Annotated in this window: 21 protein-coding genes and 1 tRNA gene; 16 read left to right on the top strand and 6 right to left on the bottom strand. The window is 54.5% G+C overall.

Annotation, left to right across the window (positions count from 1 at the left end; all coding sequences use genetic code 11):
* Positions 1-108: 108 nt before the first annotated feature.
* The 6 genes from WH298_RS01920 (at position 109) to WH298_RS01895 (ending at position 6,505) form a co-directional block, all read left to right on the top strand.
* Positions 109-1,614: a sugar ABC transporter ATP-binding protein gene (locus tag WH298_RS01920; protein ID WP_007891760.1), complete on the top strand. Its 1,506-nt coding sequence runs from the start codon at positions 109-111 to the stop codon at positions 1,612-1,614.
* Positions 1,615-1,624: 10 nt separating this feature from the next.
* A complete protein-coding gene (locus tag WH298_RS01915) occupies positions 1,625-2,608 on the top strand; it encodes an ABC transporter permease subunit (RefSeq protein WP_049852541.1) in 984 nt (327 codons plus the stop codon).
* 185 nt (positions 2,609-2,793) lie between these two features.
* On the top strand, positions 2,794-3,732 hold the full coding sequence (locus WH298_RS01910) for an ABC transporter substrate-binding protein (protein ID WP_007891611.1): 939 nt from the start codon (positions 2,794-2,796) through the stop codon (positions 3,730-3,732).
* Between the two features lie 163 nt (positions 3,733-3,895).
* Positions 3,896-4,579, top strand: a complete 684-nt coding sequence (locus WH298_RS01905) for a D-lyxose/D-mannose isomerase (protein ID WP_180822063.1) — start codon at positions 3,896-3,898, stop codon at positions 4,577-4,579.
* A gap of 11 nt (positions 4,580-4,590) precedes the next feature.
* The gene (locus tag WH298_RS01900) at positions 4,591-5,451 is read left to right on the top strand and encodes a ketose 1,6-bisphosphate aldolase (RefSeq protein ID WP_049852543.1); all 861 of its coding nucleotides are present in this window, start codon (positions 4,591-4,593) and stop codon (positions 5,449-5,451) included.
* 1 nt (position 5,452) lies between these two features.
* Positions 5,453-6,505, top strand: coding sequence for a carbohydrate kinase family protein (locus WH298_RS01895; RefSeq protein ID WP_180822062.1), 1,053 nt, complete (start codon positions 5,453-5,455; stop codon positions 6,503-6,505).
* Here WH298_RS01895 and WH298_RS01890 read toward each other — a convergent pair.
* Positions 6,442-7,188, bottom strand: a complete 747-nt coding sequence (locus tag WH298_RS01890) for a response regulator (protein ID WP_180822061.1) — start codon at positions 7,186-7,188, stop codon at positions 6,442-6,444. The two genes, WH298_RS01895 and WH298_RS01890, sit on opposite strands and share 64 nt — an antisense overlap.
* 411 nt (positions 7,189-7,599) lie before the next feature.
* Between WH298_RS01890 and WH298_RS01885 the strand changes: the two genes are divergently transcribed.
* Both WH298_RS01885 and WH298_RS01880 read left to right on the top strand, forming a co-directional pair.
* On the top strand, positions 7,600-8,898 hold the full coding sequence (locus tag WH298_RS01885; RefSeq protein WP_007891620.1) for an NCS2 family permease: 1,299 nt from the start codon (positions 7,600-7,602) through the stop codon (positions 8,896-8,898).
* Positions 8,899-9,160: 262 nt separating this feature from the next.
* Positions 9,161-9,676 carry a hypothetical protein gene (locus tag WH298_RS01880; RefSeq protein ID WP_238344407.1) on the top strand — a complete coding sequence of 172 codons (516 nt, stop codon included), beginning with the start codon at positions 9,161-9,163 and terminating at the stop codon, positions 9,674-9,676.
* Between the two features lie 44 nt (positions 9,677-9,720).
* Here the strand turns inward: WH298_RS01880 and WH298_RS01875 are convergent, their stop codons facing one another.
* Positions 9,721-11,169 (bottom strand): AMP nucleosidase, encoded by a 1,449-nt coding sequence (locus WH298_RS01875; RefSeq protein WP_007891624.1) that lies wholly within the window; start codon positions 11,167-11,169, stop codon positions 9,721-9,723.
* A gap of 429 nt (positions 11,170-11,598) precedes the next feature.
* Between WH298_RS01875 and WH298_RS01870 the strand changes: the two genes are divergently transcribed.
* From WH298_RS01870 to WH298_RS01835, 8 genes are all read left to right on the top strand, one after another.
* Complete coding sequence (locus WH298_RS01870; RefSeq protein ID WP_049852548.1) at positions 11,599-12,714, top strand: branched-chain amino acid ABC transporter substrate-binding protein; 1,116 nt, start codon at positions 11,599-11,601, stop codon at positions 12,712-12,714.
* Positions 12,715-12,796: 82 nt separating this feature from the next.
* A complete protein-coding gene (locus WH298_RS01865) occupies positions 12,797-13,711 on the top strand; it encodes an ABC transporter permease subunit (protein WP_007891628.1) in 915 nt (304 codons plus the stop codon).
* A 10-nt stretch (positions 13,712-13,721) separates the two neighbouring features.
* Positions 13,722-15,002 carry a high-affinity branched-chain amino acid ABC transporter permease LivM gene (livM, locus tag WH298_RS01860; protein WP_180822060.1) on the top strand — a complete coding sequence of 427 codons (1,281 nt, stop codon included), beginning with the start codon at positions 13,722-13,724 and terminating at the stop codon, positions 15,000-15,002.
* A complete protein-coding gene (locus WH298_RS01855) occupies positions 14,995-15,870 on the top strand; it encodes an ABC transporter ATP-binding protein (RefSeq protein ID WP_180822059.1) in 876 nt (291 codons plus the stop codon). Before livM ends, WH298_RS01855 begins: the two co-directional genes overlap by 8 nt.
* On the top strand, positions 15,863-16,612 hold the full coding sequence (locus tag WH298_RS01850; RefSeq protein ID WP_180822058.1) for an ABC transporter ATP-binding protein: 750 nt from the start codon (positions 15,863-15,865) through the stop codon (positions 16,610-16,612). Before WH298_RS01855 ends, WH298_RS01850 begins: the two co-directional genes overlap by 8 nt.
* Positions 16,613-16,732: 120 nt before the next feature.
* Positions 16,733-18,145: an EmmdR/YeeO family multidrug/toxin efflux MATE transporter gene (locus WH298_RS01845; protein ID WP_049852551.1), complete on the top strand. Its 1,413-nt coding sequence runs from the start codon at positions 16,733-16,735 to the stop codon at positions 18,143-18,145.
* Positions 18,146-18,510: 365 nt separating this feature from the next.
* The gene (locus WH298_RS01840; RefSeq protein ID WP_180822057.1) at positions 18,511-19,476 is read left to right on the top strand and encodes a transposase; all 966 of its coding nucleotides are present in this window, start codon (positions 18,511-18,513) and stop codon (positions 19,474-19,476) included.
* A gap of 580 nt (positions 19,477-20,056) precedes the next feature.
* Positions 20,057-20,224 carry a hypothetical protein gene (locus WH298_RS01835; protein WP_180822056.1) on the top strand — a complete coding sequence of 56 codons (168 nt, stop codon included), beginning with the start codon at positions 20,057-20,059 and terminating at the stop codon, positions 20,222-20,224.
* Between the two features lie 99 nt (positions 20,225-20,323).
* On the opposite strand, the gene WH298_RS01830 is transcribed toward WH298_RS01835, so the two are convergent.
* From WH298_RS01830 to mtfA, 4 genes are all read right to left on the bottom strand, one after another.
* Complete coding sequence (locus WH298_RS01830) at positions 20,324-20,824, bottom strand: TIR domain-containing protein (RefSeq protein WP_180822055.1); 501 nt, start codon at positions 20,822-20,824, stop codon at positions 20,324-20,326.
* A 147-nt stretch (positions 20,825-20,971) separates the two neighbouring features.
* Positions 20,972-21,640, bottom strand: a complete 669-nt coding sequence (locus WH298_RS01825) for a macro domain-containing protein (RefSeq protein WP_238344406.1) — start codon at positions 21,638-21,640, stop codon at positions 20,972-20,974.
* A gap of 495 nt (positions 21,641-22,135) precedes the next feature.
* Positions 22,136-22,211: transfer RNA gene (locus WH298_RS01820), tRNA-Asn, on the bottom strand.
* A gap of 103 nt (positions 22,212-22,314) precedes the next feature.
* Positions 22,315-23,091 carry a DgsA anti-repressor MtfA gene (gene mtfA / locus WH298_RS01815; protein WP_180822054.1) on the bottom strand — a complete coding sequence of 259 codons (777 nt, stop codon included), beginning with the start codon at positions 23,089-23,091 and terminating at the stop codon, positions 22,315-22,317.
* Between the last annotated feature and the right edge of the window lie 180 nt (positions 23,092-23,271).

Raw genomic sequence — 23,271 nt, 5'->3', positions numbered from 1 at the left:
TAGAAGCGCGAGCGGGGCGAAATATGACAAATATGAACGGTCGCTGACATTTTCCATTTATCTGGACAGGCTTTACTCGCTGCAACCTTTGCCAGCAGGAGCCTCTCAATGGACGGCACTCCGATACTCTCGATGCGTGGTATCACCCGGCGCTTTGGCAATTTCTATGCGCTTAAGGGCGTGGATCTCACGGTGTGGCCCGGTGAAGTGCATGCGCTGATGGGCGAAAACGGCGCAGGCAAAAGTACACTGATGAAAATTCTGGCCGGTGCCTATACCGCCAGCAGCGGGGAAATTCTTATCGACGGCCAGCCGTATGCCATTAAAGGCCCAAAAGAGGCGTTGGCGGCAGGCATCACACTGATTTATCAGGAGATCAATCTGGCACCGAATCTGACGGTGGCAGAAAACATCTTTCTCGGCAGTGAAATCACGCGCGGCGGGCTGGTGAAGCGTCGCCAGATGGCGGAGGAGGCGCAGCGGGTGATCGATCGCCTGGGCGCACAGTTCAACGCCACCGATTTGGTCAGCCGTCTCAGTATTGCCGAGCAGCAGCAGGTGGAAATCGCCCGCGCGCTGCACCGCAACAGCCGCATTCTGGTAATGGATGAACCTACCGCAGCGCTGTCGAATCGCGAAACAGAGCAGCTGTTTGCGCTGATAAAACGTCTGCGCAGCGAAGGTATGGCGATCATCTATATCAGCCACCGCATGGCGGAAGTGTATGAACTCTCGGATCGCGTCAGCGTGCTGCGCGACGGTGAGTATGTCGGCAGCCTGACGCGTGAACAGCTCAACGCCAGCGAGCTGGTGCGCATGATGGTTGGCCGCCCGCTCAGCGACCTGTTTAACAAAGACCGCACTATTCCGCTCGGCGACATCCGGTTGGCGGTCAATCACCTGTGCGACAAACACAAAGTCCGCCCCAGCAGCTTAGTGGTGCGCGCCGGCGAGATCGTCGGCCTGGCGGGCCTGGTCGGTGCCGGGCGCAGCGAGCTGGCGCAGCTGATTTTCGGCGTGCATAAACCGAGCGGCGGCGAGATCTGGATCGACGGGGAAAAGGTGCAGATTCACTCTCCACGTGACGCGATTGCGCGCGGTATCGGCTTTCTCACCGAGAACCGTAAAGAGCAAGGCCTGTTCCTCGAACTGGCGGCGCAGGACAACATTGTGATGGCGACGCTGGAGCGCGATGCCAGTTACGGCCTGCTGAACCGGCGCAAAGGGCAGACCATCGCCAGCGAAGCGATTGATGCCCTGAACATTCGCGTGCCGCATGCGCAGGTGCGCGCCGGCGGTTTGTCCGGCGGAAATCAGCAGAAGCTGTTGATTTCACGCTGGGTGGCGATTGCACCGCGCATCCTGATTCTCGACGAGCCGACGCGCGGCGTGGATGTCGGCGCCAAAAGCGAAATCTACCGCATGATGCAGCAGATGGCGCAGCAGGGCGTGGCGATTTTGATGATCTCCAGCGAATTGCCGGAAGTGGTGGGCATGAGCGACCGCGTATATGTGATGCGCGAGGGATCGATTGCCGGCGAGTTGAGTGGGGCAGAGATCAGCCAGGAAAACATTATGACACTGGCCACCGGCGCGCAGCCGGTTCAGGCCTGAGGAGAGCGCAATGACCAGTGAATCCGCACGCGTAAAAAGCCCAACGCTGAAGCGCGCGTTAATGAGCGACCTGCTGCAAACCGTCGGCATCCTGCCGATTCTTATCCTGATCGTGGCGGTGTTTGGCTTTGTCACGCCGAACTTCTTCACCGAGGGCAATCTGCTGAATATTACGCGCCAGGCGTCGATCAACATCGTGCTGGCGGCGGGCATGACCTTTGTGATTCTTACCGGCGGGATTGATTTATCGGTGGGATCGATGCTCGGCACTACGGCGGTGGTGGCGATGGTGGTGTCGCTCGATCCCGCTTTCGCGTCGCTCACCATTCCGGCGGCCTTGGGTGCCGGGCTGATTATGGGGTTGTTCAACGGCATTTTGGTGGCGTGGGCTGGGCTGCCGCCCTTCATTGTCACGCTGGGCACCTATACCGCACTGCGCGGTGCGGCCTATCTGCTGGCTGACGGCACCACGGTAATTAACTCCGATATTAACTTTGAGTGGATCGGCAATGGCTACCTTGGGCCGGTGCCGTGGCTGATCATTATCGCCTTTGCGGTGATTGCGCTGTGCTGGTTCATTCTGCGTCGCACCACGCTTGGCGTGCACATCTATGCGGTAGGCGGCAACGTGCAGGCCGCGCGTCTGACCGGCATCAAAGTCGGCGTGGTGCTGCTGTTTGTCTACGCCATGAGTGGGTTGCTGTCCGGACTCGGCGGACTGATGAGCGCCTCGCGCTTGTACAGCGCCAACGGCAATCTCGGCGTCGGTTATGAGCTGGATGCAATTGCAGCGGTGATTCTCGGCGGCACCAGCTTTGTTGGTGGCATCGGCACGATTACCGGCACGCTGATTGGTGCGCTGATTATCGCCACGCTGAACAATGGCATGACGCTGATGGGCGTGTCGTATTTCTGGCAGTTAGTGATTAAGGGCGCGGTGATCATTATCGCGGTGCTGATAGATAAGTATCGGACACGGCATCACGTGAGTTGAGTTGTAACGTGCCGGCTGTCCCCCTCCTCGGTCCTCCCCCATTAATGGGGGAGGAAGATGCTGCCATATGTGAGTTTTGAAGTGGCATGTGGCAGCGTCTCCTTCCCCCGCTTGCGGGGGAAGGCTGGGATGGGGGACAGCGAGCACTCATCATAAAAACCAAAATAAGCAGGAGAACATCGACTATGCGTTTTAATCCGATTGTAACCGGGCTGCTGGCGGCGACGCTGTTCAGTGCTGGCGTGGCTCAGGCAAAAGAACTGAAATCTATCGGCGTGACGGTCGGCGATCTCGCCAACCCGTTCTTCGTGCAGATCACTAAAGGCGCGGAGCTTAAGGCGCGGGAGCTGGCGGGCGATAAAGTCAACGTGACGCTGGTGTCGAGCGGTTACGATCTTGGCCAGCAGGTGGGGCAGATTGATAACTTTATCGCCGCCAAAGTGGACATGATTATCCTCAACGCCGCCGATTCCAAAGGTATTGCGCCTGCGGTGAAACGTGCGCGTGATGCCGGCATTGTGGTGGTGGCGGTGGACGTGGCGGCAGATGGCGCCAACGCCACCATCACATCCGATAACACCGCCGCCGGTGCGATGGCGTGTAAATACATTTCCGATCGTCTGAAGGCCAAAGGCAACGTGGTGATCATTAACGGGCCGCCGGTTTCGGCGGTGCAGAATCGCGTGGAAGGCTGCATGACCGAGCTGAAAACCCATCCGGATATCAAACTGCTCTCCTATAACCAGAACGCCAAAGGCAGCCGCGAAGGGGGGCTGGAGGTGATGACTGGCCTGCTGTCGGCCAATCCGAAGATTGATGCGGTGTTTGCCATCAACGACCCCACCGCGATTGGCGCCGATTTAGCGGCGAAACAGGCGCAGCGTAATGAGTTCTTTATTGTGGGCGTCGATGGATCGCCTGACGGTGAAGAGGCGCTGAAACGCAAAGGCTCGCTGTTCGTTGCGACGCCAGCGCAGGATCCGCAGGTGATGGCGGCGAAAGCGGTAGAGATCGGTTACGACATTCTGCAGGGCAAACCGGCGCCGGATAAGCCGGTGTTGATCCCGGTGACGATGATCGATCGCAACAGCGTTAGCGGCTACAAGGGCTGGACGGTGAAATAATTGCGGTTTTCCCTCACTCCAGCCCTCTCCCGCAAGCGGGCGAGGGGGCTGCCCGAGAGAGTTGAAAGTTTTACGTTTGCTCCACCTCTTCATTCCCTCTCCCGCCAGCGGGAGAGGGTTAGGGTGAGGGCCAGCGCGCACTCACCTAAAAAAGGAGGAGCCAATGCAACGCTCTGAAGTGAATGCGATCTTACAACGTACCCGCGAATTCTTTATGCGTCAGGATGTGCATCTGCCGCCATGGGCCGATTACGGCCTCAGCCAGTGGCGCGCGCTGGATAAACACCATGCTGGCGAACTGCTGGCACTGCACCTCGGCTGGGACGTCACTAGCTTCGGCGCCGACGATTTTAATCAAACCGGTTTAACCCTGTTCACGCTGCGCAACGGCTCGCGCGGGGGGCAGCCGTGGGGCAAGCCCTACGCGGAGAAGATTATGCATGTGCGCGAAGGGCAGCTAACGCCGATGCATTATCACCCGCAAAAGATGGAAGACATCATCAATCGCGGCGGCGGCAATCTGATCGTCACACTGCATAACCGCGCTGGTAATCAACTGGCGGATACGGCAGTGGACGTCACGCTCGATGGCATCCGCCAAACCCATGCTGCTGGCTCGCAGTTACGCTTATCGCCCGGCGAAAGCGTCACCTTGCTGCCCGGCATCTGGCACAGCTTCTGGGGCGAAGAGGGCTACGGCGATGTGCTGGTGGGTGAAGTCTCGATGCCCAACGACGACGAACATGACAACGTATTTCTCACGCCGCTGGCGCGGTTCAATCCGCTTGATGAAGATGAAGAACCGCGCTGGCTGCTGTGTAACGAATATCACCGCTGGCTGGCATAAAGGAGCGCATCATGGCACTGATCTCCCTGGCGCAGGGCTTAGCCCATGCGCAACAAAATGGTTACGCGCTCGGCGCGTTTAACGTCCTCGACACGCATTTCCTGCGCGCGCTGTATCAGGCTGCTGAGCAGCAGCGCTCACCGTTTATTATCAGTATTGCCGAGGTGCATTTTAAATATGTCAGCCTCGAATCGTTGGTAGCGGCGGTACGCACCGAAGCAGCGCTGCACGATATTCCGGTGGTGCTGCATCTCGATCACGGCTTGCATTTTGAAGCGGTAATGCAGGCGATTCGCCTCGGCTTTACCTCAGTGATGTTTGATGGATCGACGCTCAGCTACGACGAAAACGTGCGTCAGACGCGTGAAGTGGTGAAGATGTGCCACGCGCTCGGCGTATCGGTGGAGGCAGAGCTCGGCGCGGTAGGCGGCGATGAAGGTGGCGCACTGTTTGGTGAGGCCGATAGTAATAAATTCACCGATCCGGCGCAGGCCGCTGATTTCGTCCACTCGACCGGTATTGATTGTCTGGCAGTCGCGATTGGCAATGCGCACGGCAAATATAAAGGCGAACCGAAGCTCGACTTCGACCGATTGGCGGCGATTCGTTCTACGGCCGGCATTCCGCTGGTGCTGCATGGCGGATCCGGGATTAGCGATGCCGATTTCCGGCGTGCTATCAGCCTCGGCATCAACAAAATTAACTTCTATACCGGCATGTCGCAGGCGGCGCTCGGAGCGATTGAAACGCAAATCACCGAGCGTGATGCGCGCTACGACGCCTTCGCCGAGTTGCTGATGGCGGTGGAGCGCAATATCGCCAACGTGGTGGCGCAACAGATGCAGGTATTTGGCAGCGCCGGGAGGGCCTGAGATGGAGGGGCGTAGCGGCATCATCGGGGCGGGTAGCATGCTGGTGGATCACGTTCAGCGAATCAGCCACTGGCCGGATCAGGGCTGGCTGGCGGATATTCAGCACAGTGAAAAAAGCAGCGGCGGTGCCGCGCTCAACGTGCTGTTCACTCTGGCGCGCATGCAGGTAAATCTGCCGCTGGCGGGCGTTGGTATGATTGGTGAGGACAGCGATGGCGACTTCATCCTGCAGTTGCTGGACGAGCATCATATCGATCGCCAGTTTGTGCTGCGCACCCGAAGCATCAACACCGCGATGACGCAGGTGATGACCACGCCGGATGGCCAGCGCACCTTCTTCCACGCGCGCGGCGCCAATGGTCAGCTCGATTTGCCGCATTTCGCGGCTGTCACCACCTCGCACCGCATTTTTCACCTCGGCTATTTGCTGCTGCTCGATAGCCTTGATGTGCCCGATGCCGAGTTCGGTACGCGCAGCGCACGGCTGCTGGCACAGATGCAGCAGCGTGGTTATCTCACTTCACTCGATTTGGTGTCGCGCGTCGGCGAGTATCGTCCGCTGGTGGTACCCGCGCTGCGCTGGCTCGATTATCTGGTCATTAACGAACTGGAAGCGCAAGCGCTCACGGGCGTCAGTTTGCGCACACCGCAAGGACTGGCTGCACCCGCCGCGTTTGCCGAGGCGGCGACGTGGTTGCTGCAGCAAGGCGTGCGCCAGCGGGTGGTGATTCATGCGCCGGAAGGCGCGTGGGGCCAGCAAGCGGACGGAGAAGGGTGTTGGCAACCTGCATGGTGCTTAGCGCCAGAAGAGATTGTTGGCAGCGTGGGGGCGGGCGATGCGTTTTGTGCGGGAGTGTTATACGCCAGCCATGAAGGCTGGTCGCTGACGGACACACTGCGGCTGGCGCATACCTGCGCCTGTTTTAATCTGCATGCAGCCAATGCGCTGGACGGCACGCGGCCACTGGCCGAGATGCAGCGCTGGATGGCTCAGGCAATCTGCGTTTCGCGCGCTGCGGACGAGGGGCGCATTACGTCGGCGGAGAAGACGTAGCCGAGCCCGCGAATAGTACGGATCAGGCTGGGCTGATGCGGATTGGCTTCTATTTTGCGCCGCAGACGCATAATCAGCACATCTATAGTGCGATCGAACACCTCAAGACTCTCGCTGTGCGTCAGCTCCAGCAGCTGATCGCGGGTTAACACTTTTCGCGCGTGCGCCACCAGCGCGCGCAACAGGGCATATTCTCCCTGCGTCAGTGGCACATTTTCACGTTGTGGATTGAATAACTGACAGCGCGCATCATCCAGACGCCAACCGTTAAATTGCCAGCCCTCATCCGCTAAATATTCTGGCTGCGTCAGCCGACCGCAGCGGCGTAGGGCCGCACGCGCACGCGCCACCACCACGCGCGGATTAAAGGGTTTGGCGATGTAATCGTCGGCCCCCATTTCCAGTCCGACTACCATATCCGCCTCTGATCCCATGCCGGTTAGCATGATCACCAGCAGGTCGGGTCGTTGCCGCTGCATCTGCTGCAGCACCAGCAAACCGTTGGTATCAGGCAGCATCATATCCAGCATTACCAGCGAAATGTCCGGATGCTGGGCCAGCAGCGCCAGCGCATCTTTACCCTGATGGCAGCTATAAACGGTAAACACATGCTCATTCAACACATCGTGCAGCAGTTCGCACACTGCACGATCATCATCAACCACCAGAATCGCGGGCTTCATGGACGCGCCTCTTTTGTTACGAAAGGGTTAAAAGCAGTGTAACCCGCGGTTTTTTACCTGCTGATTCAGGCAACAGAAACGTGAGCGCCATCGCCTGGCAGAGTGCGAAAGCGTGCAGTGCCGCAATATTTTGAGCGTTGAACAGCCAGAGGGGAAAACGATTGCGCGGCGCCGGTGCAATGCACCATAATCGCGCCTCGTTCTGGTTCAGAATTATCCTAACCGTAACCGCAATTGAAAACGTAATCGATTGCGTCGGAGAGTGGCATAGCTATTGCTATATGGACAGGGGAAAGCGGAAGGTTTTACCACCTTTTGTCCAGTTTGCTTCGCTTTCAATACAACAATAAGCATGTAAACCACATTGGCAAGGAGCGCGCGCATTCGTGCCGACTCCGCTCATGAGAGATGATGATGTTAGAAAAACTCTTCAAATTAAAAGCGCATAACACAACGGTTCGCACCGAAATCATTGCGGGTCTCACCACCTTCCTGGCAATGGCTTATATCCTGTTTGTTAACCCGAGCATTCTCGGTGCAACTGGCATGGATAAAGGGGCGGTCTTCGTGGCGACCTGTCTGGCGGCGGCGATTGGCTGCGTATTAATGGGTCTGATCGCTAACTATCCGATTGCGCTCGCGCCGGGTATGGGCCTCAACGCCTTCTTTACCTATACCGTGGTTCTGCATATGGGTTACACGTGGCAAGTCGCGCTCGGCGCGGTGTTCTTGTCGGCGGTGATCTTCTTTGCCATGTCGCTTTTCAAAATTCGTGAGTGGATTATTAACAGCATTCCGCTGCCGCTGCGGGCTGGTATTGGCGCAGGTATCGGTCTGTTCCTGGCGATTATCGCCCTGGAAGGCGCGGGTATCGTGGTGGATAACCCAGCCACGCTGGTTGGCCTGGGCGATCTGACCAAACCGGGTCCGCTGCTGGCGCTGCTCGGCTTCTTCATCATTGTGGTGCTGGAAGCGCGTCGCGTCACCGGTGCGGTGCTGATCGGTATTCTGGTGGTGACGTTCATTTCGATGGGCATTGGCCTGACGCCATTTGGCGGCGTGTTCTCCGCTCCGCCCTCCATCGCGCCAACCTTTATGCAGCTGGATATCGCGGGTGCCTTCAACGTGGGGCTGGTCAGCGTGATTTTCGCCTTCCTGTTCGTTGACGTTTTCGATAACACCGGGACATTACTGGGCGTGACCAAGCGCGCGGGTTTAGCGGATGAGAAGGGTAACGTGCCGAAAATGGGCCGTGCGCTGATTGCCGATAGCGCCGCAGCGCTGTTCGGTTCGCTGCTCGGTACCTCAACCACCACCAGCTATGTGGAATCTGCTGCGGGCGTCAGCGCCGGTGGCCGCACGGGTTTGACGGCGATTGTGGTAGCGATTCTGTTCCTGCTGAGCCTGTTCTTCTCCCCGCTGGCGGGCAGCGTTCCTGTGTATGCAACTGCACCTGCGCTGCTGTTTGTAGCGGTGCTGATGGCGTCTGGTTTAGCGGATATTGACTGGAAAGACATCACCACCGCGGCACCGGTTACCGTGACGGCGTTGACCATGCCACTGACCTACTCCATCGCCAACGGTATTGCGTTTGGTTTCATTACCTGGACGGTGGTTAAGCTGCTCAGCGGTCGCACCAAAGAGGTTAATCCGGCGCTGATTATTCTGTCGATTCTGTTTGTGATCAAACTGGGTTGGCTGAGCGCGTAAGTCTTACTTAACGGAAGCCCGCTCGGGCTTCCGTGTCTGCTGTTGCAATCCTCTGCTGATTTTCTGCGTGAGTCCTCGCACTTCTTTTTAATTCCCGCTTCTCATCCCGCTTGCGCCCGTTCACGCTGTGCTTGTTGTTTAATCTTGCCCGCTAAAATAGTGCTGTGAATGGCGGGATCGTGGAATGTCAACGCCGTGCAAATCTGTTTCACTACGGGTGTGGTGGAAAGAGTGAATCAAGGCTATAGAAGAGGATTCGGTAATGGATTACCCCATTAGCGCTACAACTCGTGTGTTCCCACCGCTAATTTTTGATGCGGGTTACAAAGGAGATCGGCAAATGGAACAGTTAACCAAACGGGTCGAACAGCTGGAAAAAACTACCCAGCAGATTCAGATGGATGTGGCGGTGCTAACCGCGCGTTCAGAACATTTTGCGACAAAAGCGGATATTGAAACGGTACGAACCGAGCAGGCTGTTATGCGTTTCGAAATCATGGGAGAACTGGGGGAACTTGAAAAACGTATCGATAAAAAGTTTGAGCGGATGGAAGAGAAATTTGATCAGAGGTTCGACAACGCTGATAAAAAGTTCGACAGCATCGATAAAAAGTTCGAAAGGATTGATAAAAAGTTCGACAAGGTTGATGAAAGATTCAATCAGTTGAACGATAAAATTTCTCAGTTAAATAACAGCCTTACCTGGAAAATCATGTTACCGACTTGCCTTCTGGTGTTGGCGTGGTTTGTTCAGAATATCGTTTTGAAAATGTCATGACGCGCTTTACTGTTCCGGCCCTCAAGGGCCGGAACTCATCATGACTATCTAAACGGCGGCTCGTTGAAGGTTCTGAGCTTCCTTGAGTGCAGCTTATCGCCCTCGGCACGCAGCAGTTCCACCGCGCAGATGCCGATCTGCAGGTGCTCAGATATCGCCCCTTCATAGAAGCGGTTTGCCTGACCGGGCAGTTTGATCTCGCCGTGCAGCGGTTTATCGGACACGCACAGCAACGTGCCATACGGCACGCGGAAGCGGTAACCCTGCGCAGCGATGGTGGCGCTTTCCATATCAACCGCCACGGCGCGGCTCAGGTTGAAGCGCAGCGCAGAAGCGGAGTAGCGCAGCTCCCAGTTACGATCATCGGTGGTGACGACAGTGCCGGTGCGCAGACGCTGCTTAACTTCCTCACCCGGCATACCACTCACTGCTTTGGTGGCGTCATACAGCGCACGCTGTACTTCGGCGATGCTGGGGATCGGGATATCGGGCGGCAATACGCTATCCAGCACATGGTCATCGCGCAGGTAGGCATGTGCCAGCACGTAATCGCCGATGGTCTGGCTTTCGCGCAGGCCGCCGCAGTGACCAATCATCAGCCAGGCATGCGGGCGAATCACCGCCAGATGGTCGCAGATGGTTTTTGCATTGGACGGACCAACGCCAATATTGACCAGCGTAATACCGCGACGATTAGGCGAAGTCAGGTGCCAGGCGGGCATTTGATGCTTCTTCCACGCCAGATCGGACATCATTGCGGTCGGATCCTGGGTATCCGCGGTGATCACCACGTCACCGGCGCAGGCTAGGCTGTCATAAGGCGTATTGGGGTCTTGCACCTGCTCAATGGCCCAGCGCACAAACTCATCAACATAGCGTGTGTAGTTGGTGAACAGCACGAACGGCTGGAAGTGCTCAACGCCGGTGCCGGTGTAATGACGCAGGCGCGCCAGCGAGAAATCGGTACGCAGCGCATCAAAATGCGACAGCGGGAAAATCGCATTGGCATGGAATAGGCCATCGGCGGTTTCATCGCCAATCTGTGACAGTTCGGTGGTGGGGAAGTGGCGGGCGATGCTGGCGCTCATTGAGCGATCGAGCGACAGGCCGTCAATCACATAAGGATAAGGAATCTCCTGCTGTGACGGCTCCACTTCAATCAGCACCTCATACTCTTTCTCCAGCATCTGCAGCTGCTCACTGAGATAGTGGCGCAACAGCGCCGGACGCGTAATGGTGGTGCTATAGCTGCCGGTATGGGTAAAGCGTCCCCATGCGCGAGTGCGGTTTTTCTGCGGGCCTTCGCCCAGCCAGGTAATGCGCAGCTGCGGGTAAACAAACAGCCCTTGCTGGCGAGCCGCTTCATCCGGCAGCTGCCCGCTGGCAGTGAAATCGCGAATCGCGTTGCGCAAGGCATCAACGGCCGTGTCGTACAGACGCTCTAATTCGTCCAGCGCTTGCTGGCTGCTCAATCCGTTCCGTTGTGTATTCATGGGTTCTCCTTCAGGAAACGTGGACCGTTTTCACCAGAGCATAGCGGATAAACGCTTCACAACGATGAAGAATCTGTGATCGACCGCATTCTGCACCATCGCGGTGCTGGTGCCTGGCGTAACCTTAGCTATGTTTATGATCAGCAGGGATGTTACATCGCGTGTCTCCAGTCCTGGAGCGATGCCAATGCAAAAAATCGCCCGCGTTTTCGTGAGTTGGCGAGGTTATTGCTTAATTTTCAACCGTGGCCTTCATAAACCTATGCTGTTGAGTTCAGGGCGCGCATTGATGCGTGACTGAAAGCAGGTCGCCATGCATGGCGATCCTTCGGGTTTTATAGGCCGCACTCTGTTCTGCCGCAGTTTCAGAAATTGATTTCTCCCAGGCCGTGGTATGGCTCCGTTCCTGACCCGTTGAGGATTGAAAGCATGTCTTTGAAATTCATAAAACACCCAATGAAGGTGGCGATAGCAGGTTGTTTAAGCGTGGCCTTTTACGCTCAGGCAGATATTAAAATTGGTGTGGCCGGTCCGTTCTCTGGGCCCAATGCGACCTATGGCGCGCAATACTGGAAAGGCGCGAGCCAGGCCGCGGAAGACATTAATGCCGCCGGCGGTATTAACGGTGAAAAAATTGTGCTGGTGCAGGGCGATGATGCCTGTGAACCGAAGCAGGCGGTCTCGGTCGCCAACCGCTTGGTCGATCAAGACAAAGTGATGGCGGTAGTCGGCCACTTCTGCTCCTCATCCACTATGCCGGCGTCGGAAGTCTATGATGAAGCTGGCGTTCTGGCGATCACGCCCGGATCAACCAACCCGAAAATTACTGAACGCGGCATGAAAACCATGTTCCGCATGTGTGGGCGTGATGACCAGCAGGGCGCGATCGCCGCTGACTACATCATCGACAAGCTCAAGGCGAAGAAAGTGGTCATTATTCATGACAAAGACACATACGGCCAGGGCTTAGCGGATGCCACCAAAGCCTCGCTCGAGAAGCGCGGCGTGAAAGAAGTGCTGTATGAAGGACTGTCGCGCGGTGAGAAAGATTTCAATGCGCTGGTAACCAAAATCGGTGCGCTGAAACCGGACGTGGTCTATTTCGGCGGATGCCATCCGGAAGCCGGCCCGCTGGTGCGCCAGATGCGTGAGCAGGGCGTGAATGCGGCCTTCTTCTCCGGTGATTGCATCGTCACCGAAGAGATGGTGACGGCGGCAGGCGGACCGCAATACACCAAAGGTGTGTATATGACCTTTGGCAACGATCCGCGCACCATTGCCGATGGCAAAGCCGTGATTGAGAAATTCCGCGCCGGTGGTTTCGAACCAGAAGGTTACACCTTATATGCCTACGCTTCAGTACAGACGCTGGCGGCTGCCTACAAAGCGGCAGGAAAAGACAATGCGAAGGCCAGCGAATGGCTGAAAGCGAATAGCGTCGACACCGTGATGGGCAAAAAAGCCTGGGATGGTAAAGGCGATCTTAAAGTCTCGGATTACGTCGTTTATCAATGGGACGACAAAGGCAAATACCACCAGCTGTAATCGGCCACGCGGCCCCGCAACGTGCGGGGCCATTCGCGATTGAGCGCGAGCTGTGCGCTCCCATTGAGTACGAGACGACATTATGGACGCCTTTTTCTTACAGCAACTGATTAACGGTTTAACACTGGGGGCGGTTTATGGCTTGATCGCCATCGGCTACACCATGGTTTACGGCATCATCGGGATGATCAACTTCGCCCACGGCGAGGTGTATATGATCTCCGCCTATCTGTGCGCCATTGGCTTATCGCTGCTCAGCTTTTTCGGCATTCACTCCTTTCCGCTGCTGATTTTCGGCACCCTGATCTTCACCATCATTGTTACCTCAGCCTATGGCTGGGCGATTGAACGTATTGCCTATCGGCCGCTGCGTAACTCCACGCGCCTTGCGCCGCTGATTTCGGCGATCGGCATGTCACTGATTCTGCAGAACTACGTGCAGCTCAGCCAGGGACCGAATCAGCAGGGGATTCCAACGCTGCTGACCGGCGTGCTGCGCATGGAGATTGATGGCGGCGTGGTGCAAATTACCTGGACCAAAATCTTTATCCTGATCGCGGCATTTTGCGGCATGGCTCTGCTGACGTGGATCATCCAGTACACCAGGTTGGGGCGTATCTGCCGCGCGGTGCAGCAAGATCGGCGCATGGCATCGATTCTCGGTATTAACACCGATCGCGTTATCTCGCTGGTGTTTGTGATTGGTGCGGCGATGGCCGGATTAGCCGGTGTACTGGTGACCATGAATTACGGCACCTTTGATTTCTATGCCGGATTTATCATTGGTATTAAAGCCTTCACGGCGGCGGTGCTCGGCGGTATCGGTTCGCTGCCCGGCGCGATGCTGGGCGGATTACTGCTTGGCGTGGCGGAAGCGCAGTTCGCCGGCATGGTGAACTCGGATTACAAAGATGTGTTCTCGTTTTCGCTGCTGGTGGTGATTTTAATCTTCCGCCCGCAAGGATTGCTGGGACGACCGCTGGTCGCCAAAGTGTGAGGAAGCTTTGATGAATGCAATGACGCAAAATCCGTTGCGCCAGGCACTGCTCGACACGCTGTTGGCGGGGCTGATAGCGCTAGTGGTATTTGGGCCGATCGTTGGCGTAGTACTTGACGGTTACAGTTTCAAACTGTCGCCACAGCGCGTGGCGCTGCTGGTTGCCGTGGTGATGGCGGGGCGTTTGCTGTTTAGCCTGTTTGTGCACGCGCCCTTTGGTCAGCGCATGATGCGCAGGTTCGCCAGTAGCGATGATGGCGTTTACGTACGCGATCCGGGCTATCGATCGCGTTTGCGCTGGATATTGCCACTGCTGCTGATCGTGGCGCTGGCTTTTCCGTTTCTCTCCAGCAAATACCTGCTAACGGTGGCGATTCTCGGTCTGATTTACGTGCTGCTCGGGCTGGGCCTGAATATCGTGGTAGGCCTCGCCGGATTGCTCGATCTCGGTTATGTCGCCTTTTATGCCATCGGCGCATACGGCCTGGCGCTGGGCTATCAATATCTTGGCTTGGGTTTCTGGAGCATGCTGCCGCTGGCGGCGCTGCTGGCCGCCTTTGCCGGGGCGCTACTCGGTTTTCCTGTGCTACGCATGCACGGCGATTACCTGGCCATTGTTACCCTCGGCTTCGGTGAAATTATCCGTCTGGTGCTGACAAACTGGCTCTCCTTTACCGGCGGTCCGAACGGTGTTTCCGTTCCGTCGCCGACCTTTTTCGGCCTTGAGTTTGCCCGACGCGCGCGCGAAGGCGGCGTGCCGTATCATGAGTTCTTCCATGTCACCTACAACCCAAACATGAAGTTTATCTTCATTTATGTAGTACTGGTTTTGGTGGTGCTGCTGGTGTTGTGGATCAAGCATCGCCTGACGCGCATGCCGATTGGCCGCGCCTGGGAAGCGCTGCGTGAAGATGAAATTGCCTGCCGCGCGATGGGGCTCAATCACGTATTGGTTAAGCTTTCCGCCTTCATGCTGGGTGCTTCCACGGCAGGCATTGCCGGGGTGTTTTTTGCCAGCTATCAGGGGTTCGTCAATCCCACTTCGTTTACCTTTTTTGAATCGGCACTGATCCTCGCCATTGTGGTGCTCGGCGGTATGGGTTCGACGTTGGGCGTGGTGCTGGCAGCATTTGTCCTGACGGTGGCACCTGAACTGCTGCGCAGCTTTGCCGAGTATCGCGTGCTGCTGTTCGGCATGTTGATGGTGCTGATGATGATTTGGCGGCCGCGCGGTTTGGTGCGCACGGCGCGCGTTGGTGTGCCGCTACGCAAAGGAGTGCGTCATGAGTGATGCCATTCTGCAAGTGAACAACCTGATGATGCGCTTCGGCGGCATTAAAGCGTTGAATGATGTCAGCCTGGCGGTAGAACGCGGTTCGGTCACCTCGCTGATTGGCCCTAACGGCGCAGGCAAAACCACGGTGTTTAACTGCCTGACCGGCTTTTATCGCGCGAGCGGTGGCCGCATTGTGCTGAATGCTAACCAGCGCAGCACCGATGTGATTCAGGTGCTGGGGCAGAAAATCCATGCGGCAGACTTGATTAATCCGGCACGGCTGGGGTCGCGTCTCTGGTACAAAATGTTTGGCGGGGCGCATCTGGTTAACCGCGCTGGGCTGGCGCGCACCTTCCAGAATATCCGCCTGTTCCGTGAGATGTCGGTGATTGAGAATCTGCTGGTGGCGCAGCATATGAAGGTTAATCGCCAGTTGCTGGCGGGTGTACTGAACACGCGCGGCTATCGCGAAGCGGAGAACCGCGCGCTGGATCGCGCCTTCTACTGGCTGGAAAATGTTGATTTGGTCTCCAGCGCTAATCGGCTGGCGGGCACGCTCTCTTATGGCCAGCAGCGCAGGCTGGAGATTGCGCGCGCCATGTGTACGCGGCCAGAGTTAATTTGCCTGGACGAACCAGCGGCTGGGTTGAATCCGGTGGAAACCGAAGCGCTGAGCCAGATTTTGCATCGCCTGCGCGCCGATCATCGCATCAGCGTGTTGCTGATTGAACACGACATGCCGATGGTGATGCGCATTTCTGACCACATCGTGGTGCTGGATCACGGTGATGTGATTGCGCAGGGCACGCCGCAGCAAATTCGTCACGATCCTAAAGTGATAGCCGCCTATCTTGGTGCAGAAGAGGAGAGCGACCATGGCTGAACCGATGCTGGCGTTTGAGCAGGTAGACGTGTTTTACGGTCCGCTGCAGGCACTGAAACAGGTTTCATTAACCGTTAATCAGGGTGAAACCGTGGCGCTGATTGGCGCCAACGGGGCCGGTAAATCGACCCTGTTGATGTCAATCTTTGGCAAGCCGCGCATTACCAGCGGTGAAATTCGTTTACGCGGCGAGGCGATTAGTCAGCGCTCAACTCATTTCATCGCCGCCAGCGGTATTGCGCAGGCGCCGGAAGGGCGGCGCATTTTTCCCGATATGACGGTAGAAGAGAATCTGCTGATGGGCACCATCGCCATTGGCGAGCGCTTTGTTAAACAGGACAAAGAGCGGATGTACCAGCTTTTCCCGCGCCTGCTGGAGCGGCGCAAACAGCGCGCCATGACGCTTTCCGGTGGCGAGCAGCAGATGCTGGCGATCGCCCGCGCGCTGATGAGTCGACCCAAACTGTTGCTGCTCGATGAACCCAGCCTTGGCCTCGCACCCATTGTGGTGAAGCAGATTTTTGCCATCCTGCGTGAGTTGACGCAGCAGGGCATGACGTTGTTCCTGGTGGAGCAAAACGCGCGGCATGCGCTACAGCTGGCGGATCGGGGTTATGTGATGGTCAACGGTGAGATTCGCCTGAGCGGGAGCGGCACAGAGTTGCTCAATAATGACGAAGTGCGCAGCGCCTATTTGGGCGGCGCAGCCGATCCTGCGGTGGTGGCGACAAAAAGTTTGTAATAATGATTAAATGGTGATGGGAAACACTTTGCATAATTCTCAGTGGCCTATCATCATTATTACTCTTCTTCCTCTCCAAAGTGATTTGGTAATCCCTTGCAAAATCCTGGCGTAGCAGTGATGCGGGCGGTCAGAAACACGGCGTGGTATCCCAAACGTCGCTCTTATCGTACGTTGTTCTGGCGTGAAATTACCCCATTAGCCGTGCCCATCTTTATCGAAAACCTCTGTGTGATGCTGATGGGCGTCCTCAGTACCTTTTTGGTGAGCTGGCTGGGTAAAGAGGCGATGGCGGGCGTTGGCCTAGCCGACAGCTTCAATATGGTAATTATCTCTTTCTTTGCCGCAATCGATCTCGGCACCACGGTGGTGGTGGCGTTCAGTCTGGCAAAACGCAACGGTAAACGCGCACGAGCCGCTACGCGCCAGTCGCTGGGATTGATGACGGCGCTGGCGTTTGTGCTGGTGATCGCTATCGAGTTTTGGGGGCACCTGATCATTGACGTGATCGCCGGCAGCGCCGATCCCAAAGTGAAAGAGCTGGCGCTGAGTTATCTGCAAACCTCGGCGTGGAGCTATCCCGCAGCGGCGATTGCGTTGATTGGCAGCGGTGCATTGCGTGGTGCGGGCAATACTAAAATTCCGATGCTGATTAACGGCGGCATGAATATCCTCAACATCGTGATCAGTAGCGTGTTGATTTATGGTTGCCTTGGATGGGAAGGGATGGGATTTGTTGGCGCCGGGTTGGGGTTAACTATTTCTCGCTATATCGGCGCGGCAGCGGCGATTTACGTGCTGTATCGCGGCATTACTCCGGCATTGAAAATCTCCATCGCCAGCTATTTCCGCCGCTGGGATCGCAACATCCTGATGGAAGTGCTGGGCATCGGCGTGCCTGCCAGTATTGAATCGGTATTGTTTAACGGCGGTAAATTGCTGACGCAGATTTTTGTCGCCGGCATGGGTACCAATGAAATCGCCGGTAACTTTATCGCCTTCTCGATTGCTTCGCTGATCAACCTGCCGGGTAACGCGCTGGGTTCGGCTTCAACCATCATTACCGGCCGCAGGTTGGGGCTCAATCAGGTGATGCAGGCTGAGCGGCAAATCAAACACGTGTTCTGGCTGGCGATGATTGGCTTGTGTTCGCTGGCGTTGATTACCGTACCGCTGGCTGGAACCTTAGCGCAGTTTTACAGCCGCGATCCGGAGGTGATTTCAGTCACTAAGCATCTGATTTGGCTGAATGCCGCCTTTATGCCGATCTGGACCGCGTCCTGGGTGCTACCAGCCAGCCTCAAGGGGGCGCGTGATGCGCGTTACACCATGTATGTATCGATGTTCAGCATGTGGGGCGCACGCGTGGTGGCCGGCTATTTCCTCGGCATTGTGCTCGGCATGGGTGTCGTCGGCGTGTGGCTGGGAATGTTCCTCGACTGGACGGTGCGCGGCGTGTTCTTCTGGTGGCGTCTAACCAGCGGTAAATGGCTGAATAACTACCGCAAGATGATGGCAAAGAGCAGAGGATAGGTGGATTTTCTCTGACCGCCATGAATGGCGTAATGCCGATCAGTTAAGCGCTGAGCGACTTTCGTTCGCCATCGGCTTAGGCAGTTTCAGCTATGCCGTGCGGCGACCGAGAAGAGGGCGTCTGGCCACGCCCTCTTCACTTATATCTTGATTACCGCATTCGCGCGATAATCCCCCGACTGATCATTGGGGATATTGCGGTGAGTTTCGCTTTTCACTTGTGTGCATAAACTCGTCCCGGAGAATAAACCACCGCAATATATCAGTCGCCTTCAAAATTGAACGATATCTTGTGCATAAGAGCACCCATTTATAAGTTTAATTATGGCGACATATTCTTCATAAGCTAAGTGGTTGGGGGCTTTATGGAACACGGTATTGTTGTCGGTATTGATGTAGCCATGTTGAAATTCGATGCGGCTGTCTGGCTCGGTGAGACAAAGTACAAAACGAAAGTTTTTGCTAATACGCCCAAAGGTTTTGAGCTTTTTATTGCGTGGTTACAGCCTTATCAGGGCGCTCATCTCTGCATGGAAGCAACGGGTTCTTACTATTTCGCATTAGCCACCTTCCTGTATGGATCCGGCTGGACTGTCAGCGTCGTTAACCCTTTCCAGATCCACTCTTTTGGTAAAAGTGAAATTATTCGCAATAAAACCGATCAGGTTGATGCGCGGTTAATCGCTCGCTTTTGCGCCAGTCATAAACCCCAGCCATGGCAGCCAGCGCCCTTAAATGAACGTCAGCTTCTGGCCCTGGTTCGCAGGCTGGAAGGGCTGAGAGAAATGCGTCAGATTGAGTTAAACCGGCTGGGTGTTGCGGATAATGTTGTAAAACCATCGATATTCGAAATAATTGAAGCCCTGACACAACAGATATCTGAGACTGAGAAAAAAATAAAAAAGCATATTGATGCTGACCCTGTTCTTCGGCAAAGAAAAGCGCTTCTTACGTCTATCCCCGGAATTGGTGATATTCTGAGCGCATCATTAATAGGCTATCTCGGTGATATGTCGCAGTTCGGTAATAGTGGCAAAGTAGTAGCCTATGCGGGTTTAAACCCCTATCAGAAAGAATCCGGTAAGTGGCAGGGGCAAAGCCATATATCTAAGCGCGGATGTGCCAACCTGCGCAAGGCGTTATACATGCCTGCACTGACGGCTATGACGTTTAATCCTGTCGTAAAATCATTACGTGATCGAATGCGGGCTCGTGGTCAGAAAGGTAAAGTTGTGGTGTGTGCGGCGATGAGAAAATTGCTCCAGATCGCTTATGGCGTACTGAAATCAGGTCAGCCTTTTGACGAAAAAGTACCTCTTGCTAAAACGTAATTAAGACGGTATCTCCGGGCCCTGCGCCAGCCCATCCCGCCGCTTCGCGGTACCTTCACTCCTTCTCGATTCCTGACGGACCGGCGGCGATTCGCTCCTGCTCAGCGCCGCCTCTCGCCGCATCCCTGCGGCTCGCCCTGGAATCCCTCACTCGCTCAGCGGGTTGGGATGTCGCCTCAACACCCGCGCTGCAGCATCCATGCGTTTTTCTAGATCACCATCGCTGTAACGCCTGTAGGGTCGCCATTCATGGCGACCAGGTAACCCAGAACCTTCAGCCAGCAAAATTTTAAACCAGATGCGGTAATGACAGGCAACGGTGTTGAGCGCTATCCGCGCCTGCTTCACACATTCTGAAACTGCCATACGCTTAGCGGGCGGAACCCCCGCGGAGCCAGTGCGCTGCTTAACTGACAAGCATTACGCCATGAATGGCGACTTTACGGTTGTCTAAAGGGTGCGCTGTTATGCGCACTTTTTTATATGCATAACCTGGCAAAGAAGCGCACAACTAATCGTTTTGGTTATATCTCTGGGTGAGGTTTACTTTCAGCGTCAATCATTTGTGGAGAAGCTGGCAATGAAACACCTCTTGCAGCAGTGGTTTAACCAACTGGTCAATGGCGAGAAGCCGCGTGCAGAAGAGCGCGAATTCGATCTTAGCACCCATATCGACCTGCTGATTCCCATCAGCCAACTGTATGGCGTTGAATTCCATCCATCGGTGTATCGCTACTATGAGAGATGAGCGCCTACACCATTTGATGCGCTACAGCTACTGGAATGAGCTGTGCGCTGAGGAATAAAAAACCCGCTGTTAGGCCAGCGGGTTTTTTTATAGCGGAATTTAATTGAGCGCGTTTTTAACCGCGAGGTAATCCCAACCGTTGGTTGAGCGCATAGCGGTATGCGTTCCGACACCCTTTAAGACGTCAGGACATTTGGATTTATTAATTGTGGTTGCATTGTACAGAACGATGATGTTTAAGTCGTCTTTCAAGGCTTTATCGCATTCATACTCAATATAACTTCGATGATCTACTGAGTATCCCCGGTCACATTGACTACTTAGACTATTGTAGCTATCACAGTATCGACAGCCGCCACTCCGTGCTGCCTTGGTATTGTTTCCGACGATGAGGACAAATGTTTTTGAGGCATTTAAGCGTGTTGCAAGGGACGATTTTATATTGCAATTTAAACTGCTATCTCTGGCTTGTGTTATATCGTGAGCGTCGGTGAAAGAGAAGTCCCAGTATTTGCTCTCATTCCAGGTATGTAATTGTTCAATGGCATCCTGATCGCCATCCCATTCACCCGCAATGTATGTTTTGGTACGGTATATCATGGTTTGTCACTCCTTTGTTGTGAAAAATCCCGCCTATACTTCAGTTGAAAGATGTCCCTTGTGTAAAGTCTTTTTCTCGACTTAAAACTATTTAATTATGAAGTTTAATAACTGTATGTGCCTCGCCTGTTAAATTTTTCAGGGAGTTTATAAGCCGCTTCTTGCCATCTGAAGCTCAAATAGGTTTACTTTACTAATCTTGTCTTTATGAATAATTATTGTTAATTTCGCAGGATGGGTAAATCGCATTTCACTGACCCTGAATGTCCATAACATGATTTTTAGCAACTCTTCATCACTGATCAGCTTATGCCCCTTAATTCGTGTTATACCCGAACCAAAAATCGGCACAGTAACACTTTGCTGGGCATAAACGCGGTTGACCTTATTCCAAAAGTTAATCAGGAACTCAAGATATTCAGGCATGGATAAATGAGCTTCGTTATACTTGTTGAATTTAGAAAAAGCCGTCAGCAAGTACTCATTCCAGACGCAAATTGTCCCAATTTTATAGCGTTGATTCTTACCGGATAACCGCGTTGAATTAATATCAGCAAAGTCTTCTGCTTCGTAATTATATTCATCAATGTAGGTATCCAATTGTTGCACTGAGCAGGTGAGTTGATCCGTAACAAACTGGCCGTTGAGACTCTGATGAGCAATAACTATGTTATCCACTTTAGTATCAAAGTACTCATTAAAAGCAATCGCTTTTAATCCTTGCTCAGCGAAAATATCGCCAGTTTTAATGGTTACTGTGCTTCCTTCAACAGATAAGTTAATTGCTGTAAGTTTGTTGGCTTTATACCATAACATGAGATAAATCATTACTAAAACAGCTATGCAAGCCAATCCAGAGTAATGCTTATACTCTTTAGGGATATCCCAAAACAGAGCAGCTGCAGCAATGCTTGCCGTTGTGGCCGAAGCATATTTAAAAAAAAAGGGTTCTGATTTTTTTATCGCAAAAACTAACCTTTAACATATCCTTCACTCCCTTTTTATAAAAGGCGCACAATTCCCTTTGGCATGCTTAATACTATATTCCGGTAATTGAGGGTTAATCCTATTATCAATGATGGGTAATGCACAACGGTAAGAGGTTTAATTCTCGATTAAAATTACAAAACCATTAAGCATTTCACTAAAAAAATAATCGGCTAAATAAACGAGACATTTCTGCAATACTTAACGCTATTATCATAAGTAATGAGAGGATATTGAACGGAAAGTATATTCACATCATGCGATTCTTGCGGAAGTGTAAAAGCAAAAAGCCCGCTTAGTTTCCTAAGCGGGCTTCTCAAAATATGGCTCCTCTGACTGGACTCGAACCAGTGACATACGGATTAACAGTCCGCCGTTCTACCGACTGAACTACAGAGGAATCGTGTGAACGAGGCGAATATTAATGGCGCCTCGTGGCGGTGTCAACAGCTTAAAATACATTTATATTCAACTGGCTAGCATTAGTACAAAGCGATCGCGATTTAAGCAGGTTTTGCTGTCAGTAACGCCAGGCGCGCCAGCGGATCCTGGCGATAGAACTGCTGCAGATGGCGATACATCACCGGGAAACGGTTAGCCAGTAAATCCGGTGCGCTGAAAAAATATTCCGACAGCACGGCAAAGCACTCTGCCGCATCGCTCGCGGCGTAGGGATCGATAGTGGCTGCCTGTTCACCCACTAGCTCCACTTCAGCCTCAATCTCTGCCATCGCGTGCTGCAGGTCCTTTTCCCAGTTGGCGACATCGCGCAATGGCATTACCGGAATACCGCTGGTGTAGCCGCTGCCGCGCGCATCAAGTTTGTGTGCCACTTCATGGATCACCAGATTGAAGCCGGAGAGGTCGAAAGAGTCCTGAATATCTAGCGCATTCAGCACTACCGGGCCTTGCGTCCAGCTCTGTCCGGCGTGTACTGCCGGTGCGTGATGGACCAGGCCGTTATCATCTTCCCAGCGGTCATCAACGTTGAATGGCTCGGGATAGATCAGCACTTCATGGAAACCGTCGAGCCACTCAATGCCAAGCTTTAATACCGGCAGGCAAAACAGCAGCGCTAAACGCGCCAGCAGCAGTTCATTAAGTTGCAGGTCCTGCAGGGGAGAGATTTTTTTCTGCTGCAGGAAGCGCTGAGCCAGCGCAGTGAGAGCGGATTGTTCTTCCTGGTCGAGCAGGGAAAAGATCGGCTGCGCCAGCGCCTGTTGCCAGGGTAGCGCCAGTAATGACGTCTCTATTTGCGCGTGCCACGGCCATTTGAACATTGCGTCACTCACTCTTTGGCTGAAAACAGTATGCTGGCGCAGCGCAGTAGAAAGTGCCAGCGCGGAATCAAAGCCGGTTATTCAACCAGTTAGTAGGGGATTTGTCTGTGATTAGCGTGGCAAAGCGGAAAAGTAATGGCGAGGAAATAAAAAGGTCGTCATGAATGACGACCTTACGAG

Source organism: Pantoea nemavictus, assembly GCF_037479095.1.
GTDB classification, from domain to species: Bacteria; Pseudomonadota; Gammaproteobacteria; order Enterobacterales; family Enterobacteriaceae; genus Pantoea; species Pantoea nemavictus.
The sequence above is the reverse complement of the archived record's forward strand: the minus strand, read 5'-3'. Positions and strand labels throughout refer to the sequence as shown.

Bases quoted from the DNA above. Each gene is read 5' to 3' on its own strand.
- mtfA (WP_180822054.1), bottom strand. From the start codon at position 23,091: ATGTTCAAATGGCCGTGGCACGCGCAAATAGAGACGTCATTACTGGCG.
- WH298_RS01865 (WP_007891628.1), top strand. From the start codon at position 12,797: ATGGACGCCTTTTTCTTACAGCAACTGATTAACGGTTTAACACTGGGG.
- livM (WP_180822060.1), top strand. From the start codon at position 13,722: ATGAATGCAATGACGCAAAATCCGTTGCGCCAGGCACTGCTCGACACG.
- WH298_RS01920 (WP_007891760.1), top strand. From the start codon at position 109: ATGGACGGCACTCCGATACTCTCGATGCGTGGTATCACCCGGCGCTTT.
- WH298_RS01875 (WP_007891624.1), bottom strand. From the start codon at position 11,169: ATGAATACACAACGGAACGGATTGAGCAGCCAGCAAGCGCTGGACGAA.
- WH298_RS01905 (WP_180822063.1), top strand. From the start codon at position 3,896: ATGCAACGCTCTGAAGTGAATGCGATCTTACAACGTACCCGCGAATTC.
- WH298_RS01910 (WP_007891611.1), top strand. From the start codon at position 2,794: ATGCGTTTTAATCCGATTGTAACCGGGCTGCTGGCGGCGACGCTGTTC.
- WH298_RS01885 (WP_007891620.1), top strand. From the start codon at position 7,600: ATGATGTTAGAAAAACTCTTCAAATTAAAAGCGCATAACACAACGGTT.
- WH298_RS01870 (WP_049852548.1), top strand. From the start codon at position 11,599: ATGTCTTTGAAATTCATAAAACACCCAATGAAGGTGGCGATAGCAGGT.
- WH298_RS01850 (WP_180822058.1), top strand. From the start codon at position 15,863: ATGGCTGAACCGATGCTGGCGTTTGAGCAGGTAGACGTGTTTTACGGT.
- WH298_RS01890 (WP_180822061.1), bottom strand. From the start codon at position 7,188: ATGAAGCCCGCGATTCTGGTGGTTGATGATGATCGTGCAGTGTGCGAA.
- WH298_RS01830 (WP_180822055.1), bottom strand. From the start codon at position 20,824: ATGATATACCGTACCAAAACATACATTGCGGGTGAATGGGATGGCGAT.
- WH298_RS01835 (WP_180822056.1), top strand. From the start codon at position 20,057: ATGAAACACCTCTTGCAGCAGTGGTTTAACCAACTGGTCAATGGCGAG.
- WH298_RS01895 (WP_180822062.1), top strand. From the start codon at position 5,453: ATGGAGGGGCGTAGCGGCATCATCGGGGCGGGTAGCATGCTGGTGGAT.
- WH298_RS01915 (WP_049852541.1), top strand. From the start codon at position 1,625: ATGACCAGTGAATCCGCACGCGTAAAAAGCCCAACGCTGAAGCGCGCG.
- WH298_RS01880 (WP_238344407.1), top strand. From the start codon at position 9,161: ATGGATTACCCCATTAGCGCTACAACTCGTGTGTTCCCACCGCTAATT.
- WH298_RS01845 (WP_049852551.1), top strand. From the start codon at position 16,733: ATGCGGGCGGTCAGAAACACGGCGTGGTATCCCAAACGTCGCTCTTAT.
- WH298_RS01855 (WP_180822059.1), top strand. From the start codon at position 14,995: ATGAGTGATGCCATTCTGCAAGTGAACAACCTGATGATGCGCTTCGGC.
- WH298_RS01900 (WP_049852543.1), top strand. From the start codon at position 4,591: ATGGCACTGATCTCCCTGGCGCAGGGCTTAGCCCATGCGCAACAAAAT.
- WH298_RS01840 (WP_180822057.1), top strand. From the start codon at position 18,511: ATGGAACACGGTATTGTTGTCGGTATTGATGTAGCCATGTTGAAATTC.
- WH298_RS01825 (WP_238344406.1), bottom strand. From the start codon at position 21,640: ATGTTATGGTATAAAGCCAACAAACTTACAGCAATTAACTTATCTGTT.